Raw genomic sequence first — 15,984 nt, 5'->3', positions numbered from 1 at the left:
AGCGCGCAGTGCGGAGGTGTTGTCGTGACCTCGCCCGGCGCCGAGCCGCCACGCTGGATCGACCTGCTGGTCCTGCCGCTGGTCAACCTCGCGCTGGCGCTGCTGGCCTGCGGCATCGTGGTCGCCGTGGTCGGCTACGACCCCTGGCAGGCGCTCGCGCTGCTGGTGCAGGGCGCCTTCGGCAGCCGCATGGGCCTGAGCTACACGCTCTACTACGCGACCACCTTCGTCTTCACCGGCCTGGCCGTCGCGGTCGCCTTCCATGCGGGCCTGTTCAACATCGGCGGCGAGGGCCAGGCCATGATGGGCGGCCTGGGCACCGCGCTGGCGGCCCTGGCCTTCGCCGAGCACCTGCCGGGCTGGGCCATGGTGCCGTTGATGATCGGCGCCGCCATGCTGTTCGGCATGGCCTGGGCCGCGGTGCCGGCGGCGCTGCAGGCCTGGCGCGGCAGCCACGTGGTGATCACCACCATCATGTTCAACTTCATCGCCTCCGCGCTGTTGGCCTACCTGCTGGTGGACGTGCTCAAGGAGCCCGGCAACATGACGGTGGAGAGCCGCGCCTTCGCGCCCTCGGCGCGCGTTCCCGGCGTGCACGAGGCGCTCGCCGCCATCGGCATCGAATGGCCGGCCTCGCCGCTCAACCTGAGCGTGCTGCTCGCCCTGGCCAGCGCCGGGGCCGTGTACCTGCTGCTGTGGCGTTCGCAGGCCGGCTACGCCATCCGCGCGGTCGGCCATGCGCCGGAGGCGGCGCACTATGGCGGCATGCGGCCGCGCGTGCAGATCATGGCGTCGATGGCGTTGTCGGGCGCGCTGGCCGGGCTGGTGGGCATCAACGAGATCGCGGGCGTGCATGGCCGGCTGCTGCTCGAGTACGTGGTGGGCGCGGGCTTCGCCGGCATCGCGGTCTCGCTGATCGGGCGAAACCACCCGGTGGGCATCGTGCTGGCGGCGTTGCTGTTCGGCGCGCTGTACCAGGGCGGCTCGGAGCTGGCCTTCGAGATCCCTGGCTTCAGCCGCGACATGGTGTTCACGCTGCAGGGGTTGATCGTGCTGTTCTCCGGCGCGCTGTCGCAGGTCGCGGCGCCGACGCTGGCGCGGCTGTGGTACGCGACACGCCGTGCGCCGCGCGCCGCTGCAGCGCAAGGGACGATCGATGGATGAGGTCGCGCTCGGTACGCTCCTCGCCTCGACCCTGCGCGTGGCGACGCCACTGATCCTGTGCGCGCTGGCCGGCACGCTGGCCGAGCGCTCGGGCGTGATCGATCTCGGCCTCGAAGGCAAGATGCTCTCCTGCGCCTTCGCCGCCGCCAGCGTCGCGGCGCTGAGCGGCTCCCTGGCGCTGGCCCTGGCGGTGTCGCTCCTCGTCGGGGTGGCGCTGTCGCTGCTGCAGGGCTTCGGCTGCGTGACCCACCGCGGTGACCAGGTGGTGATGGGGATGGCCATCACCATGACGGCCGCGGGCCTGACGGTGGTGCTGGGCATCGCCTGGTTCCAGCAGGGTGGCCAGACGCCGCCGCTGCCCGATGCGGTGCGCCTCGCGCCTTGGGGGGCGGGTGCGGGAGAAGCGCTGCGCGCGCTGCCATGGGTCGGCACGGTGCTGGGCCTGGGCCTGTTCGGCCACAACGTGCTGGTGTACCTGGCCATCGCCCTGGTGCCGGCCGTGTGGTGGCTGCTGTTCCGCACCCGCTTCGGCCTGCGCCTGCGCGCCACCGGCGAGAACCCGGCCATGGTCGATGCGGCGGGCGTCTCCATCACCGCGCTGCGCTACCGGGCGCTCATGCTCAACGGCGTGCTGTGTTCACTGGCCGGCAGCTATCTGGTGCTGGCGCAGAATCCCGCATTCATGCCGCACATGACGGCCGGCCGCGGCTACATGGCGCTGGCCGCCATGATCTTCGGCAAGTGGCATCCGGTCGGCGCCTTCCTGGCCTGCCTGCTGTTCGGCTTTCTGGATGCGGTGTCGATACGGCTGCAGGGCGTCGCGCTGCCGTGGGTCGGTGCCGTGCCGGTGCAGGCGATCCAGGCCTTGCCCTACGCGCTGACGGTGGTGCTGCTGGCCGGCTTCGTCGGCAGGGCGCGCGCACCGAAGGCGCTGGGCATTCCCTATGTGAAGGAGCGGTGACGTGACTGTTTCGCAGGCCCTGATGACGCAGTTGATCGACGCCGCCCGTGCCGCCCGCACGCGCGCCTATGCGCCTTACTCCAAATTCGCGGTGGGCGCCGCGCTGCTGGACGAGCAAGGCCGCGTCCACGCCGGCTGCAACATCGAGAACGCGGCCTACCCCCAGGGCCAATGCGCCGAGGCCTCGGCGCTGGCGCAGCTGGTGCTGGCCGGCGGCAGGCGGGTGCTGGCGGCGGTGGTGGTCGGCGTGGCCGACGCGCCCGTCACCCCGTGCGGCGGCTGCCGCCAGAAGCTGCGCGAGTTCGCGGACGACGATGCGCCGGTATGGTGCGCCGACCTGCAGGCGGTACGCGGCCGCTACACGCTGGGCGAACTGCTGCCGGCGAGCTTCGGGCCGGCGCATCTGCCGACACCATGAACCTCCGGAAGATCCGACCCATGCGCATCCCCTTCATCGCCGCTGCCGCGCTGGCCCTGCTGGCCGGCTGCGCCACGCCGCCGGCCGAGCGCGCGCCGATCCAGCTGACCATCCTGCACACCAACGACCACCACGGGCGCTTCTGGCCGAACGCCGACGGCGAATACGGCATGGCGGCACGCAAGACGCTGCTCGACCGCCTGCGCGCCGAGGTGCAGGCCGCGGGCGGCTACACCCTGGTGCTCGACGGCGGCGACATCAACACCGGCGTGCCCGAGTCCGACCTTCAGGATGCCGAGCCCGACTTCAAGGGCATGAACCTGCTCGGCTACGACGCCTCGGCAGTGGGCAACCACGAGTTCGACAAGCCGCCCGCCGTGCTGGAGAAGCAGCGCCAGTGGGCCCGCTTTCCCCTGCTGTCGGCCAACATCTACCGCAACGGCCAGCGCATGTTCGAGCCCTACCGCATCTTCGAGCGCGGCGGCCTGCGGATCGCGGTGATGGGCCTGACCACCGACGACACCGCGAAGATGGTGCTGCCCGCCAACGTCGAAGGCATCGAGTTCCGCAAGCCCATCGACGAGGCGGCGAAGCTCTTGCCCGAGCTGCGCGCCAAGGCCGACATGGTGATCGCCGCCACCCACATGGGCCACTACGCCGATGGGCGGCACGGGGTCAATGCGCCCGGCGACGTCGAAATGGCACGCGCCACCCGCGGCCTCGACCTGATCGTGGGCGGCCACAGCCAGAACCCGGTGTGCATGCTGCAGGAGAACCTGCGCAACGACGCCTACGTGCCCGGCACGCCCTGCGCGCCCGACCGGCAGAACGGCACCTGGATCGTGCAGGCGCACGAATGGGGCAAGTACGTGGGTCGCGCCGATTTCCAGGTGCAGGCGGGACGGATCGAGTTGATCAGGTACCAGTTGATCCCGGTCAACCTCAAGCGCACGGTGGAGGGCGCGAAGGTCGCGTACACCGAGCCCATCCCCGAGGACAGCGGCATGCGCGCCTTCCTGCAGCCCTTCCAGGACAAGGGCCAGGTGCGGCTCACGGTGCCGGTGGGCGAGACCGTGGGCGTGTTCGATGGCGACCGGGAGCGCGTGCGCAAGCAGCCGACCAACCTCGGCCGGCTGGTGGCCCAGTCCATGCGCGACAAGACAGGCGCCGATGTCGCGCTCATGAATTCCGGTGGCGTGCGCGATTCGCTGCCCGAGGGCCGCATCACCTACCGCGACGTGCTCAAGGTCCAGCCCTTCGGCAACCAGGTGGCCGTGGTGCGGCTCACCGGCGCCGAACTGCTGCGCTACCTCGAAGCCGCGGCCCGGATGACACCGGGCTCCGGCGCCTTCCCGCAGACGGTGGGCGTGCAGATGCGCATCGAGGGCGGACAACTGAAGGAAGCCTGGGTCAATGGGCAGCCCGTCGAGGCGCGGCGCGAGTACCGCCTGGCGGTCAACAGCTTCACCGCCACCGGCGGCGACGGCTATCCGAAGCTGTCGATGCATCCGGGCTACCTCAACACCGGCTTTGTCGATGCCGAGGTGCTGCGCGCCTACATCGCCAGCCGCAGCCCGCTCAAGGCCGCGGACTACGCGCCGGGGGACGAAGTGCAGAGGAAATAGCATGGAGAACGACACCACCGACAACGGCCGCATCGCTTTGGCGTGCCTCGACCTGACCAGCCTCAACGACAACGACGACGCGGCCGCCATCGATGCGCTGTGCGCCAAGGCGCAAGGGCCGGCGGGTCCCCCTGCGGCGCTGTGCGTGTGGCCGCGTTTCGTGGCGCAGGCCCGGACCGTGCTGCCGGCATCGATCCGCGTCGCGGCCGTCGCGAACTTCCCTGACGGCGCGCTCGACACCGCGCGCGCCCTGCGCGAGACGCAGGCCATCCTCGATGCCGGCGGCGACGAGGTGGACCTGGTGCTGCCCTGGCGTGCGCTCGCCGCGGGCGATGCGGCCGGCCCGGCGGCCCTGGTCGCGGCGGTGCGTGCGGCATGCATCGGCAAGACGCTCAAGCTCATCATCGAATCCGGCGAGCTGCGAACGCCCGAACGGATCCGCCAGGCCTGCGGCATCGGGCTCGACGCCGGTGTCGACTTCCTCAAGACCAGCACCGGCAAGACGGCCACGGGTGCGACGCCCGAGGCGGCGCGCCTGATGCTCGAAACCATCGCCGGCCATGCGCGGCGGGACGCGGTGGGTTTCAAGGCCTCGGGAGGCGTTCGGACGATGGCCGACGCCGCGGTCTACATCGCGCTGGTACGCGAGCTGCTGGGCGAGCCGGCCCTCACGCCGAAGCGCCTGCGCTTCGGCGCAAGCGGCTTGCTCGCCAATATCGAAGCGGTGCTGTTGCCGCAGGCGCGCGCGGGCAAACCGTCCGAGCCCGGGGACTATTGAGATGCTGCTGCCGGCCGAGGTCATCCGCGCCAAGCGTGATCGCCATGCGCTCGCGCCGGCGCAGATCGAGGCCTTCGTGCACGGCCTGACCGACGGCAGCTGGAGCGAGGGCCAGGTCGCCGCGCTGGCGATGGCGATCCTGCTCAACGGCATGGACGCCGCCGAATGCGTGGCCCTGACCCGCGCCATGACGCAGTCCGGCGAAGTGCTGCGCTGGCCCGACATGCCGGGCCCCGTGCTCGACAAGCATTCCACCGGCGGCGTGGGCGACAAGGTGAGCCTGATGCTGGCGCCGATCGTCGCGGCCTGCGGCGGCGTGGTGCCGATGATCTCCGGCCGCGGCCTGGGCCATACCGGCGGCACCCTGGACAAGCTCGAATCGCTGGCCGGCTACGGCGTCGAGCCTTCGCACGAGACCTTGCTCGCGGTGCTGCGCGATGCCGGCTGCGCCATCGTCGGCGCCGGCCCCACGCTGGCGCCGGCCGACAGGCGGCTCTATGCGGTCCGCGACGTGACGGCCACGGTCGAGTCGCTGCCCTTGATCACCGCCAGCATCCTTTCCAAGAAGCTCGCGGCCGGCCTGCAGGGGCTGGTGCTCGACGTGAAGGTCGGCAGCGGCGCGTTCATGCCGGGTCTCGACGATGCACGCGCACTGGCCGGCAGCCTGGTTGCGGTGGCGGCCGGTGCGGGGCTGCCGGCGCAGGCGTTGATCACCGACATGAACCAGGTGCTGGGCCACAGTGCGGGCAACGCGCTCGAAGTGCGGGAGGCGGTCGATTTCCTGGGCGGCGCCGAACGCGAGCCGCGGCTGCTCGAAGTGACCCTGGCGCTGGCGGCGCGGCTGCTGTGCCTTGGCGGCCTTGCCAGCGGCATGCCCGAGGCCCGGACCCAGGCCTGGCGCGCGCTCGACAGCGGCGCCGCTGCCGAGCGCTTTGCGCGCATGGTGGCGGGCCTGGGCGGGCCGAGTGACCTTCCACGCGCCCTGCAGCAACTGCCGGCCGCGCCCGTGCAATGCGATGTGCCGGCGCCGTGGGGGGGTGTGCTGGCCGCTGCGGATGTGCGCGCGATCGGCCTGGCCATCGTTGCGCTGGGCGGCGGCCGGCGCCGCGCAGGGGATCGCATCGATCCGCGCGTCGGGCTCGCACGGGTGTTGCCGCTGGGCAGCCGCGTCCGGCATGGCGAGCCGCTGGCGCGCGTGCATGCGGCCAGCCAGGCGGACGCCGAGGCGGCGGTCGCCGCGCTGCAGGCCGCCGTGCGCATCGAGGCGAACCCGCAGGGGCCGGCGCTTCCTGCGCCCGGCGCCGTGATCTGCGAAGAGATCATGCAGGCGCCACCGCCGCGTTCCGTCTGATCGTGGTGTTCCAGGACTTGTACGGCAACCTCTGGGATCTCCTGCAGCCGCTTCGGCCGCCATCGCGGGACCCTGGCTACCGGAAGGCCTCCGCGAGGCCTGCAGCCTGAAGGGAGGCCTCGAGGGTCTTGAGCACAGGCTGCATGGCGTCGAGCAATTCCGATCCCCCGATCCATTCGTCCATGCGGAAGAAGGTGCCGTTGAGCGTCACCGCCGCCGCCCGGCTGCCCCACCAGGTGTCGCCCTCGTGATCGATCCCGACCCGGAGGCCGTCCTCCTCGCCGCGCAGCACGGCCCACTCCAGGGGATGCGCCGCGCGCCGGATCGGCGCGACGAGCGAGAAGCCCGACCACTGCAGGTTCGGCACCGGATCGAGGACCCCGTAGAGCAAGTAGGCGCCGGCGACCTCCTCCGCGATGACGGGCCGCGCATCGAGGCTCAACGGCAGCGCGCCGGCCAGTTCGCCGGCCAGCAGATCGGGTAGCAGGTGTTCCCGTACGGCGATGTTCGAAGACTGGACCAGCGCCTCGATGGCACTGCGCTGTGCCCACAGCACCCAGGCGGCCGCGCGACTGCGGTTCGCAAGCTCGGTGGCGCCGCGCGCCAGGTCCTCGAGCGTGCCGCAGCCACCCAGCGCGGCCGGCACCGCGCATCGCAGCAGTCCGGAGGCCGTGGCCAGCTGCAAGGCGTGCGCACCGGCCGCAATCACGGTCTGCTTGGAGGACGGGCGCGTGCTGGCGCGTGGGGTATGGTGGGCGGTACGCATCCCGGAATGATGGGTGGCGCATGGCGATGCAGAGAGATCAGCTTGGCGAATGCCGGACCAGACCAGATGGCGAACAGCGAACTCAACCGGTACGAACAGTTGGCGAACGACTTGGCACAGGCGATCCGCGAAGGGCTCCTGAGGCCGGGCGACCGCCTTCCGTCGGTGCGCCAGACCTGTCAGCGACGCGGCGTGAGCCCCTCGACGGTGTTCCAGGCCTACGGGCTGCTCGAGGCCCATGGCCTCGTCGAGGTGCGGCCACGGTCCGGTTTCTACGTGCGGCCGCAGCCCCGGCCGCTGCGGCCTGCGCCACAGGCGGCGGTTCCGAAGCCGGAGGCGATGGATGTGGCCGTCAGCGCGCTGGCGTTCGACATCCTCGAATCCACGCGCGATCCCGGTGTCGTGCCGCTCGGGTCGGCCTTTCCGGCGCCCAACCTGTTCCCGCTCGATGAGTTGGCGCGCGCCGGCACGCGCGCGATGCGGCGCCTCCGGCCCGAGCAGGTCACGACCGCCCTGACGATCGGCGATCAGGGCCTGCGCGAGACGCTGCGGCGGCGCTACGCGCTGCAGGGCGTCCCGCTGCTGCCCGACGAGCTGGTCGTCACGAACGGGGCGATGGAGGCGCTCAACCTGTGCCTTCAGGCGGTGACGCGGCCCGGCGACATCGTGATCATCGAGTCGCCGACCTTCTATGCGGCGCTGCAGGCGCTCGAGCGGCTGAAGCTGCGCGCCGTGGAGGTGGCGACCGACCCGGCCGAGGGCGTGGTGCTCGAGGACCTGCAGCGCCTGCTCGATCTGCACCCCGTCGCCGCATGCTGGTTCATGCCGAACTTGCAGAACCCGCTCGGTGCCGTGATGCCTCCGAAGCGCAAGCGCCAGCTCGTCGAGCTCCTCGCGCGCCATGGCGTTCCGCTGATCGAGGACGACGTCTATGGGGAACTCCATGCCGACGTCAGGCGCCCGCCGCCGGCGAAAGCCTTCGACAAGGGCGGCAATGTCCTGCATTGCTCGTCCTTCTCCAAGTGCCTCGCGCCCGGGTACCGCGTCGGGTGGGCCGCCGCCGGGCGCCACGTGGCGCAGGTGCTGCGCCTGAAGATGATGACCTCGCTCGGGACCTCCATGCCGTCGCAGCTCGCCATCGCCGAGTACCTGGTCCAAGGAGGGTACGACCGTCATCTGCGCAACCTGCGCAGCGCGCTCAATACGGAGCAGCACCGCGCCAGGCGCATGGTCGAGCACAGTTTTCCGGCCGGGACGCGCGTGACGCTTCCGGCGGGGGGCTACTTCCTCTGGCTGGAACTGCCCGAGCAGGTGGATGCGCTGGAGCTGCACCGGCGGGCCATGGCTGCCGGCATCAGCACGGCGCCGGGCGTGCTGTTCTCGGCCGATCGCCGCTTCGTGCACCACTTGCGGCTGAACGTGGGGCATCCGTCCGATCCCCGCGTCGACCCGGCCCTGCGCACGCTGGGACAGATCGCCAGTGCGCTGGGCGCATCGCAGCGGCAGGCGACAGGTGGCAGGCGGCGAGAGGCGGGCGCGTCCTGACCCACCCGGCAGCGGCTCACATCGGGCCGGAAAGCCACGGAATCTGATACGGCCCGGCTGCCGAACCGTCGCCAGAATCGGTTCACCATGACAGCCAGCCGACTCTGCCTCTGGATCGCAACGATGCTGATGACCTGCGGGACGTGGGTCCATGCGGCGCAGGCAGATGCCGATATGGAACGCCGCGTCGCGGCCTGCATCACCTGCCACGGCCGCGATGGCCAGGCGAGCCGCATGGGCTACTTTCCGCGGCTGGCCGGCAAGCCGGCCGTCTATCTCTACGAGCAACTGCGCAGCTTCCGCGATGGCCGGCGTCAGCACGCCGAGATGAGCTACCTGCTCGCCCACCTGCCCGATGCCTACCTGCGCGAGATGGCCGAATACTTCTCGCGGCGCCATCTGCCCTATGCGGCGCCGGCGCCGACCGAGCTGGGCGCCGCGCAGCTTGCGCGCGGCGAACTGCTCGCGTCGCGCGGCGATCCGGCACGCGGCATCCCTGCCTGCGTGGAGTGCCACGGCAAGGCGTTGACGGGCATGGCACCCGGCATCCCGGGCCTCGTGGGCCTGCCGCGGCTCTACGTGGCATCGCAACTCGGCGCCTGGCTGACCGGCGACCGCCAGGCGCTGTCACCGGATTGCATGGCCGAGGTGGGGCGCAAGCTCACCGCCGCCGACATCCAGGCCGTCGCCGGCTGGCTGGCCACGCAGCCGGTGCCGGTGGACGCCTCGCCAGCTTCCGCGGACCGGCCGCTTCCCGTGGCTTGCAGCGCCATGGAGGTGCATCGATGAGCAGGCGCCGGAGCTGGATGTGGTGGCTGTTCGCGGCCCTGGCGCTGGCGGCGGCACTGGCCGCCGCGGTGGCTGTCCTCAACCGGCGAGGCGAGGCCCCGATCACGGACGCGCATCGCCCTCCCCAGCCATCGTCTCCGGCACAGATCGAGCGCGGCCGCTACCTGGCGCTGGCCGGCAACTGCGCCGGCTGCCACACCGTGCGCGGCGGTGCCGCTTTCGCCGGCGGCCGCGGCATCGAGACGCCCTTCGGCACCATCTTCGCGGGCAACCTCACGCCGGATCCCGGGACGGGCCTCGGTTCATGGAGTGCGGACCAGTTCTGGCGCGCGATGCACAACGGCCGCTCACGCGACGGTCGGTTGCTCTATCCCGCCTTTCCGTACACCAGCTTCACGCAGATCACGCGCGAGGATTCGGACGCCCTCTATGCGTGGCTGCGCACCCTGCCGCCGGTGGTGCAGGCCAACCAGCCGCATGCGCTGCGCTTCCCATACAACACACAGGCGGCGTTGGCGGTGTGGCGCGCCCTGAATTTCTCGCCCGCCGGATTCGAGCCCGCGCCGCAGAAGACAGCGGAATGGAACCGCGGCGCCTACCTCGTCAACGGGCTCGGACACTGCATCGCCTGTCACGGCACGCGCAACACGCTCGGCGCGACCGACACCCAGCGCGGACTCGCAGGGGGCATGCTTCCGGGCGAGGCTTGGTATGCGCCGGCGCTTGACGCGAAGGCCGAGGCAGGCGTTGGCGGTTGGACGACCAAGGACGTGGTCGAACTGCTGAAGACCGGCCGCAACGCACACGCGTCGGTCACCGGTCCCATGGGGGACGTCGTGAGCCGCAGCACGCAGCACCTGAGCAAGGAAGACCTGGGAGCGATGGCGACCTACCTGCGGGCGTTGCCGCCGCGCGCCGAGCAGGAGGCGCGCGCGGAGGCCGCATCGGCGCCGGCCAGCGCGCGCGTCCGTCGTGGCGAGAAGATCTACGCGCAGGAATGCGCCTGGTGCCACGGCGAACGTGGCGAGGGCGTCGCGGAGGTCTTCCCGGCCTTGGCGGGCAATCGCGCCGTGGGTCTGGCCAACCCGGCCAATCTGATCCAGATGGTGCGGCGCGGTGGCTATCCGCCGGCCACCGAGGGCAACCCCCGCCCCTATGGCATGCCGCCCTTTGGCCATGTGCTCGATGACGAGGAGATCGCCGCGGTGCTGACCTACATCCGGGCGAGCTGGGGCAATGCGGCTTCCGAGGTCACGCTGCGCGACACGATGAGGCGCTAGCAGGAAACGATGCGCATGGACGCAAGGAGCATGGACATGTCGAACTTCCTTGGATCACTTCGGGCGGTGCTGTGGGCAGCCATCGGCCTGGGCGGGCGCAGGGCCGATGCCGACAAGCGCGTGAATCACCAGAGCCTGCCCTTGCTGCTGGCCATCGCGTTCGTGCTCGTGGTCGGACTGATCGCCGGCCTCGTGGGCGTGGCGCACCTGGCTGCCGGCGCCTGAAAACCTAGTGGCCGCACCTGGGCAACAGCACCCGGGCATCCACCTTCTCGATATCGGTGTGCCCGCAGAAGGCCATCGTGAGGTCCAGCTCGCGATGGATGATCTGCAGGGCCCGCGTCACGCCGGCCTCGCCCATCGCGCCCAGCCCGTAGAGCATCGGGCGGCCGATGTAGACGCCCCTGGCGCCGAGGGCGCGCGCCTTCAGCACGTCCTGCCCGCTGCGGATGCCGCCGTCCATGTGCACCTCGATGCGATGGCTCACCGCCTCGGCGATGGCGGGCAGCGCGGAGATGGAGGAGGGCGCACCGTCGAGCTGGCGGCCGCCGTGGTTGGAGACGATCAGCGCATCGGCGCCCGAGTCCGCGGCCAGGCGGGCGTCTTCCACGTCCTGAATGCCCTTGAGGATCAGCCGGCCGTCCCAGCGCTTGCGGATCCAGGCGACATCCTCCCACGACAGCGTCGGGTCGAACTGCCGGTTGGTCCATTCCGACAGCGAGCGCATGGTGTCGATGCCCTCGACGTGGCCGAAGACGTTGCCGAAGTTGCGCCGCCTGGTGCCCAGCATGCCCAGGCACCAGCGCGGCTTGCTCGCCATGTTCGCGAGGTTGGCCAGGCTCAGCTTCGGCGGCACCGACAGGCCATTGCGCAGGTCCTTGTGGCGCTGGCCGATGATCTGCAGGTCCAGCGTCAGCACCAGGGCCGAGCAGTGGGCGGCGCGGGCCCGATCGATCAGGCGCTCCATGAAGCCCCGGTCGCGCATCACGTAGAGCTGGAACCAGAAGGGCCGCGTGGTGGCGGCAGCGATGTCCTCGATCGAGCAGATGCTCATGGTCGAGAGCGTGAACGGGATGCCGAACTTCTCCGCCGCCCTCGCCGCCAGGATCTCGCCGTCGGCACGCTGCATGCCGGTCAGGCCGGTGGGTGCGATGGCCACCGGCATCGCCGCCTCGGTGCCGGCCATGATGGTGCGCGTGCTGCGCTGCTCGATGTTCACCGCCACCCGCTGGCGCAGCCGAAGCTTCTGGAAGTCGCTTTCGTTCGCACGGTAGGTGCCCTCGGTCCAGGAGCCGGAGTCCGCGTAGTCGTAGAACATGCGCGGCACGCGCTTCTTCGCGAGGACGCGCAGATCCTCGATGCAGGTGATCACGCCCATCCGGATTACTGCGCCGAGATCTTCTGTTCGCTGATCAGCTTGCCCCAGCGCGCCGATTCCTGCGCCATGGCGGCGGCCAGCGCGGCGGAGGGCATGAAGTCCGTGACGGCGCCCTGCAAGGCGGCGGCCGGTGCGAGATCGGGGGCGCTCATCGCGCTGCGGACGGCCTCGCCGAGCTTCTCGACGATGGGCGCCGGCGTTCCGGCCGGCGCGAGCAGGAACAGGCGCGGCGCCACGTCCACGCCCGGCACCGCGGTCGACAGCGCGGCCACGTCCTCGGCGCCCGGCAGCTTGTCGTTGCTCATCATCGCGACCGCGCGCAGCTTGCCGGCCTTGGCCTGCGCCAGGCCCGCGGTCGCGCTCACCACGCCCAGCGGCACCTGGCCGCTGATCACGTCGGGCACGATCTGCGCCGCGCCGCGGTAGGGGATGTGCAGCGCGAAGGTGCCGGACTGGCCCTTCAGCATCTCGAAGCCCAGGTGCTGCACCGTGCCCACGCCGGAAGTCGCGAAGGAGTAGAAGCCGGGCTTGGCCTTCAGCGCGGCCACCAGCTCGCGCGGGGTCTTGGCGGGGAAGTCGTTGCCGGCGACGATCAGCAAGGGCGACTTGAACAGGCCCGCCACCGGCACGAAGCTCTTGACCGGATCGAAGGTCAGCTTCGCCTGCATGTACTTGGCGATCAGCGTCGAGCTGTCGCCCAGCAGCAGCGTGTATCCATCGGGCGCGGCCTTGGCGACCGCATCGCCCGCGATCACCCCGGCCGCGCCGGCGCGGTTCTCCACCACCACCTGCTGGCCCAGCAGGTTCGACAGCCGCGGCGCGATCAGCCGCGCCATCGCATCGACGCCACCGCCGGCGGAGTAGCCCACCAGCAGGCGGATCGGCCGGTCGGGGTAGTTGGCCTGAGCGAAGGCGGGGCCGGCCAGCATGGCGGCGCCGAGCGCAAGCCATGCGCGGCGGGGGAGGGGAAAGGCGTTCATCGTGTTGTCTCCGTGGATCTTGTTGTCGTGGGTCAGGCCTTGCCGGCGCCGCGTGACCCGGGCCGCTTCGCCAGCTCGGCCACGCGTTCCCGGTTCGGCTCGAAGCCCAGCCCCGGCTTCTCGGGCAGCGCGAGCATGCCCTGGCTCGGCACCGGCAGATCGTCGAACACCAGCCGGCAGCAGTCCACCGCCACCGAGTGGTATTCGACCAGCGAGCCGTTGGCCAGGCCCGCATGCAGGTGCATGTTGTGGTGCGGCCAGGCGCCGCCGTTGGCGAAGCGTGCATTGAAGGCGGAGGCCATGCCGGCGATGCGCTGGCACTGCGTGAAGCCGCCGGTGATGCAGGCATTGGGCTGCACCACGTCCACCGCCTGCGCTGCCAGCATGTCGCGGAAGCGGCTGGCTTGTCCTTCGTTCTGCCCGGCGGCCAGCGGGATCGAGGTCTTCTGGCGCAGCTTCACCAGGTTGGGGATGTCGTTCTGCGAGACCGGCTCCTCGAAGAAGCTGATGCCGTAGTCCTCGACGCGCTGCGCCAGCGAGAGGGCATGGAAGTAGTCCAGGCTGCAATTGGCGTCGATGTAGATCTGCACCTCGGGGCCGACCGCCTCGCGTACCGCGCGGATGCGCTGCACGTCCTCGGCGATCAGGGCGTCCAGCGGACGCGGCTCGTCGCGCCGTGCCAGGCCGTGGTGGCCCACCGTCATCTTCAGCCGCTTGAAGCCGCGTTCGACCCAGCTGCGGGCGGCGTCGGCCAGTTCGTCGCGTTCGAAGAAGGCGAAACCGAAGGTGGCGTACACCGGCACCTCTGCCCGTGCGCCGCCCAGCAGGCGCCAGCAGGGTTGACCGAGGGCCTTGCCCTTGAGGTCCCACAGCGCCAGGTCGAGCGCCGCGATGGCATGGCTGGCATAGCCCGACTGGCCGCGGGGCGTGAGCAGCCAGTACAGCCGCTCCCAGATCTGCTCGTGGCGCATCGGGTCCATGCCGACGAGTGCATGGGCGGCAATGTCGTTGACCACCGAGGCGATCACTTCCTCCTCGGTGATGGCGGTCATGCCGGTGCCGACGAGGCCTTCATCGGTCTCGACGTCGACCAGGCACAGCGACAGGGAGGTGGTCTTGCTGCGGCCTGCGGCTTCCACCGTGATCGGCAGGTGCAGGGGCGTGGCCGCGACGCGGGTGATCTTCATGGGGGCGTGTCTCCGAGGTTCGCGCGCAGTGTAGGAACGCCTTCCCGGTGCTCACAAGCCTGCGTGGCGAAGCCTGCTTTCGCGAACCGCGAAATCAAGGGTTTGCCCGAGGCCTGCTCAAGACCGGAGCAGGAAATCGATCAGGGTGAGGGTGGCCGGCGCGGGCTCGACGCCGCTGCGCAGGGCAATGCGATGCGTGCGTGCAGCCCAGGGGTCGGTGAGGCCCACTGCGGCCAGCGGCAGGCTGGCCAACTGGGGGCTGACGGCCTGCAGCGGCAGCACCGCCACGCCCAGGCCGCCGGCCACCATGCGGCAGACGGCATCGAAGCTGCGCATCTGCATGCGGACCTTCAGCGCCTTGCCCGCCTGCGCGGCCGAGCGCATGAGGCGGCTGGACAGTGCCGTGCCGTCGTGCAGCGCGATGAAGTCCTCTTCCAGCGCGTCTTCCAGCGACAGCGGCTGCGCGGCTGCCAGCGCGTGGCCGGCCGGCACCACCAGCACCAGCGTGTCGGAGAAGCAATCGGTGAGCGTGATGCCGTGCGGCGCATGCGCCATGTCGACGATGCCCAGGTCGGCGCGGCCCTCGAGCAGCAGGAGGGGGATGTCGTGGCTGCCGTGCTCGGCCACATCGATGCGGATCAGGGGATGCTCGCGCGCCATGCCGTCGAGCTTGGCCGGCAGCACCTCCAGCATGGCCGAGGTGTTGGCCACCAGGCGCACGTGGCCCTGCAGGCCCTTGGCGTAGTCGTGCAGGTCGACCGAGAGGCGGTCGGCGTCGGCCAGGATCTCGCGCCCGCGCCGCACCAGCATCTGGCCCGCGGGCGTGAGCCGCACGCCGCGCGAGGAGCGCTCGAAGACGCGCAGGCCCAGGGCCTCTTCCAGCGCCGTGATGCGTGCGCTGGCGGCGGCCACCGCCAACTGCAGCCGGTCGCCGGCGGCGCTGATGGAGCCGAGCTCCGCGGCCGCCACGATCACCCGCAGCGTCGCGAGGTCAAGCGGCTCGTTCAAGCGCGGTCTCGGGCGCGAACAGGCGGCCGTGGCCGGGCGAGGCGGGATCGAGGCCGGCGGTGCGCACCAGGTCCCAGAAACCGGCCGGGGAGCTCGACGTCACGGGAATGCCCAGCTTGTGCTCCAGCGGCACGTGGATGTCCAGCGTGAGCAGGCCGCCGCATGAGATCAGCAGGCCCTGGGCCGAGCGGTCGGCCGCGAAGGTGCGCTCGGCCAGCGCCATCAGCGTCTCGGCACTGACCTGGCCGACGGCTTCCACGCCGGTGATGGACAGCCCTTCGATGTGCGTGACGGCGATGCCGCAGCTCGCGAGGTAGTCCACCAGGCGCTGGTTCAGCGTGTCGATGTAGGCAGTGGCCACCGCCACGCGCCGGATGCCCAGTGCGCGCAGGCTGTCGACGATGGCGTGGCTCATGGTGGTGCAGGGCACGCCGGTGGCCTGCCGCATGCGATCGCGCAGGGCGTGGGTGAATTCGAGGCCGCGGTAGAAGCTCAGCGAGGTGCCCATCAGCGACACCGCCTGCGCACCGGCGTCGCGCAGCTCGACGGCGAGTTCGAGGATGCGGTCCACCACGGTGTCGAAGCCCTCGGGCGAGATGCCCGGAATGCCGAGGCCGCGCGCGATGAAGCGCAGGTCGCGCGTGCCGTAGAGCGCCTGTCCGTCGACCGGAACGAGGCCTGCAGCGGGTGGCACGATCAGGCCCAGGGTGGCCGGCGGGTGGGTGGTCATCGCGATGTCTCCTTTCTTCGTCAT

16 protein-coding genes are annotated in these 15,984 nt (G+C 71.0%); 10 read left to right on the top strand and 6 right to left on the bottom strand.

All coding sequences use genetic code 11. The features are described 5' to 3' along the window. Window positions 1–24: 24 nt before the first annotated feature. Genes A8M77_RS16945 through deoA form a run of 6 tightly spaced genes read left to right on the top strand, consistent with a single transcriptional unit; the run spans window position 25 to window position 6,297 of the window. A complete protein-coding gene (locus tag A8M77_RS16945; RefSeq protein WP_086922677.1) occupies window positions 25–1,164 on the top strand; it encodes an ABC transporter permease in 1,140 nt (379 codons plus the stop codon). Then, window positions 1,157–2,125 (top strand): ABC transporter permease, encoded by a 969-nt coding sequence (locus A8M77_RS16940; protein WP_086922694.1) that lies wholly within the window; start codon window positions 1,157–1,159, stop codon window positions 2,123–2,125. The genes A8M77_RS16945 and A8M77_RS16940 overlap by 8 nt, the downstream gene beginning before the upstream one ends. A gap of 1 nt (window position 2,126) precedes the next feature. Next, the gene (locus A8M77_RS16935) at window positions 2,127–2,543 is read left to right on the top strand and encodes a cytidine deaminase (RefSeq protein ID WP_238136852.1); all 417 of its coding nucleotides are present in this window, start codon (window positions 2,127–2,129) and stop codon (window positions 2,541–2,543) included. 20 nt (window positions 2,544–2,563) lie between these two features. Beyond that, window positions 2,564–4,168, top strand: a complete 1,605-nt coding sequence (gene ushA / locus A8M77_RS16930) for a bifunctional UDP-sugar hydrolase/5'-nucleotidase UshA (protein ID WP_086922676.1) — start codon at window positions 2,564–2,566, stop codon at window positions 4,166–4,168. 1 nt (window position 4,169) lies between these two features. Next, window positions 4,170–4,946: a deoxyribose-phosphate aldolase gene (gene deoC / locus A8M77_RS16925; RefSeq protein ID WP_086922675.1), complete on the top strand. Its 777-nt coding sequence runs from the start codon at window positions 4,170–4,172 to the stop codon at window positions 4,944–4,946. Window position 4,947: 1 nt separating this feature from the next. Then, window positions 4,948–6,297 (top strand): thymidine phosphorylase, encoded by a 1,350-nt coding sequence (gene deoA / locus A8M77_RS16920; protein ID WP_086922674.1) that lies wholly within the window; start codon window positions 4,948–4,950, stop codon window positions 6,295–6,297. Window positions 6,298–6,373: 76 nt separating this feature from the next. Here the strand turns inward: deoA and A8M77_RS16915 are convergent, their stop codons facing one another. After that, window positions 6,374–7,063, bottom strand: coding sequence for an acyl-CoA/acyl-ACP dehydrogenase (locus A8M77_RS16915; protein ID WP_143694633.1), 690 nt, complete (start codon window positions 7,061–7,063; stop codon window positions 6,374–6,376). 66 nt (window positions 7,064–7,129) lie between these two features. On the opposite strand from A8M77_RS16915, the gene A8M77_RS16910 reads away from it, so the two are divergent. The 4 genes from A8M77_RS16910 (at window position 7,130) to A8M77_RS16895 (ending at window position 10,902) form a co-directional block, all read left to right on the top strand. After that, window positions 7,130–8,608: an aminotransferase-like domain-containing protein gene (locus A8M77_RS16910; protein WP_086922672.1), complete on the top strand. Its 1,479-nt coding sequence runs from the start codon at window positions 7,130–7,132 to the stop codon at window positions 8,606–8,608. 87 nt (window positions 8,609–8,695) lie between these two features. Then, a complete protein-coding gene (locus A8M77_RS16905; protein ID WP_086922671.1) occupies window positions 8,696–9,397 on the top strand; it encodes a c-type cytochrome in 702 nt (233 codons plus the stop codon). After that, window positions 9,394–10,677 (top strand): c-type cytochrome, encoded by a 1,284-nt coding sequence (locus A8M77_RS16900; protein WP_086922670.1) that lies wholly within the window; start codon window positions 9,394–9,396, stop codon window positions 10,675–10,677. Before A8M77_RS16905 ends, A8M77_RS16900 begins: the two co-directional genes overlap by 4 nt. Window positions 10,678–10,692: 15 nt before the next feature. Then, window positions 10,693–10,902: a DUF2970 domain-containing protein gene (locus A8M77_RS16895; protein WP_238136851.1), complete on the top strand. Its 210-nt coding sequence runs from the start codon at window positions 10,693–10,695 to the stop codon at window positions 10,900–10,902. A 4-nt stretch (window positions 10,903–10,906) separates the two neighbouring features. Here A8M77_RS16895 and A8M77_RS16890 read toward each other — a convergent pair whose 3' ends face one another. The 5 genes from A8M77_RS16890 to A8M77_RS16870 form a co-directional block, all read right to left on the bottom strand. Next, entirely contained in the window at window positions 10,907–12,055 is a 1,149-nt protein-coding gene (locus A8M77_RS16890) for an alpha-hydroxy acid oxidase (protein WP_086922669.1), read from the bottom strand. Window positions 12,056–12,060: 5 nt separating this feature from the next. Then, a complete protein-coding gene (locus tag A8M77_RS16885) occupies window positions 12,061–13,035 on the bottom strand; it encodes a Bug family tripartite tricarboxylate transporter substrate binding protein (RefSeq protein WP_086922668.1) in 975 nt (324 codons plus the stop codon). A gap of 32 nt (window positions 13,036–13,067) precedes the next feature. Continuing rightward, on the bottom strand, window positions 13,068–14,222 hold the full coding sequence (locus A8M77_RS16880; RefSeq protein WP_086922667.1) for a mandelate racemase/muconate lactonizing enzyme family protein: 1,155 nt from the start codon (window positions 14,220–14,222) through the stop codon (window positions 13,068–13,070). 117 nt (window positions 14,223–14,339) lie between these two features. Continuing rightward, window positions 14,340–15,230 carry a LysR substrate-binding domain-containing protein gene (locus A8M77_RS16875; protein WP_086922666.1) on the bottom strand — a complete coding sequence of 297 codons (891 nt, stop codon included), beginning with the start codon at window positions 15,228–15,230 and terminating at the stop codon, window positions 14,340–14,342. Further along, entirely contained in the window at window positions 15,214–15,984 is a 771-nt protein-coding gene (locus A8M77_RS16870) for an aspartate/glutamate racemase family protein (RefSeq protein ID WP_238136850.1), read from the bottom strand. Before A8M77_RS16870 ends, A8M77_RS16875 begins: the two co-directional genes overlap by 17 nt.

It is taken from the genome of Variovorax sp. JS1663 (assembly GCF_002157355.1).
Classification (GTDB): Bacteria; Pseudomonadota; Gammaproteobacteria; order Burkholderiales; family Burkholderiaceae_C; genus Variovorax.
Note: the sequence above shows the minus strand (reverse complement) of the source record. Positions and strands in the feature narration are given on the sequence as shown.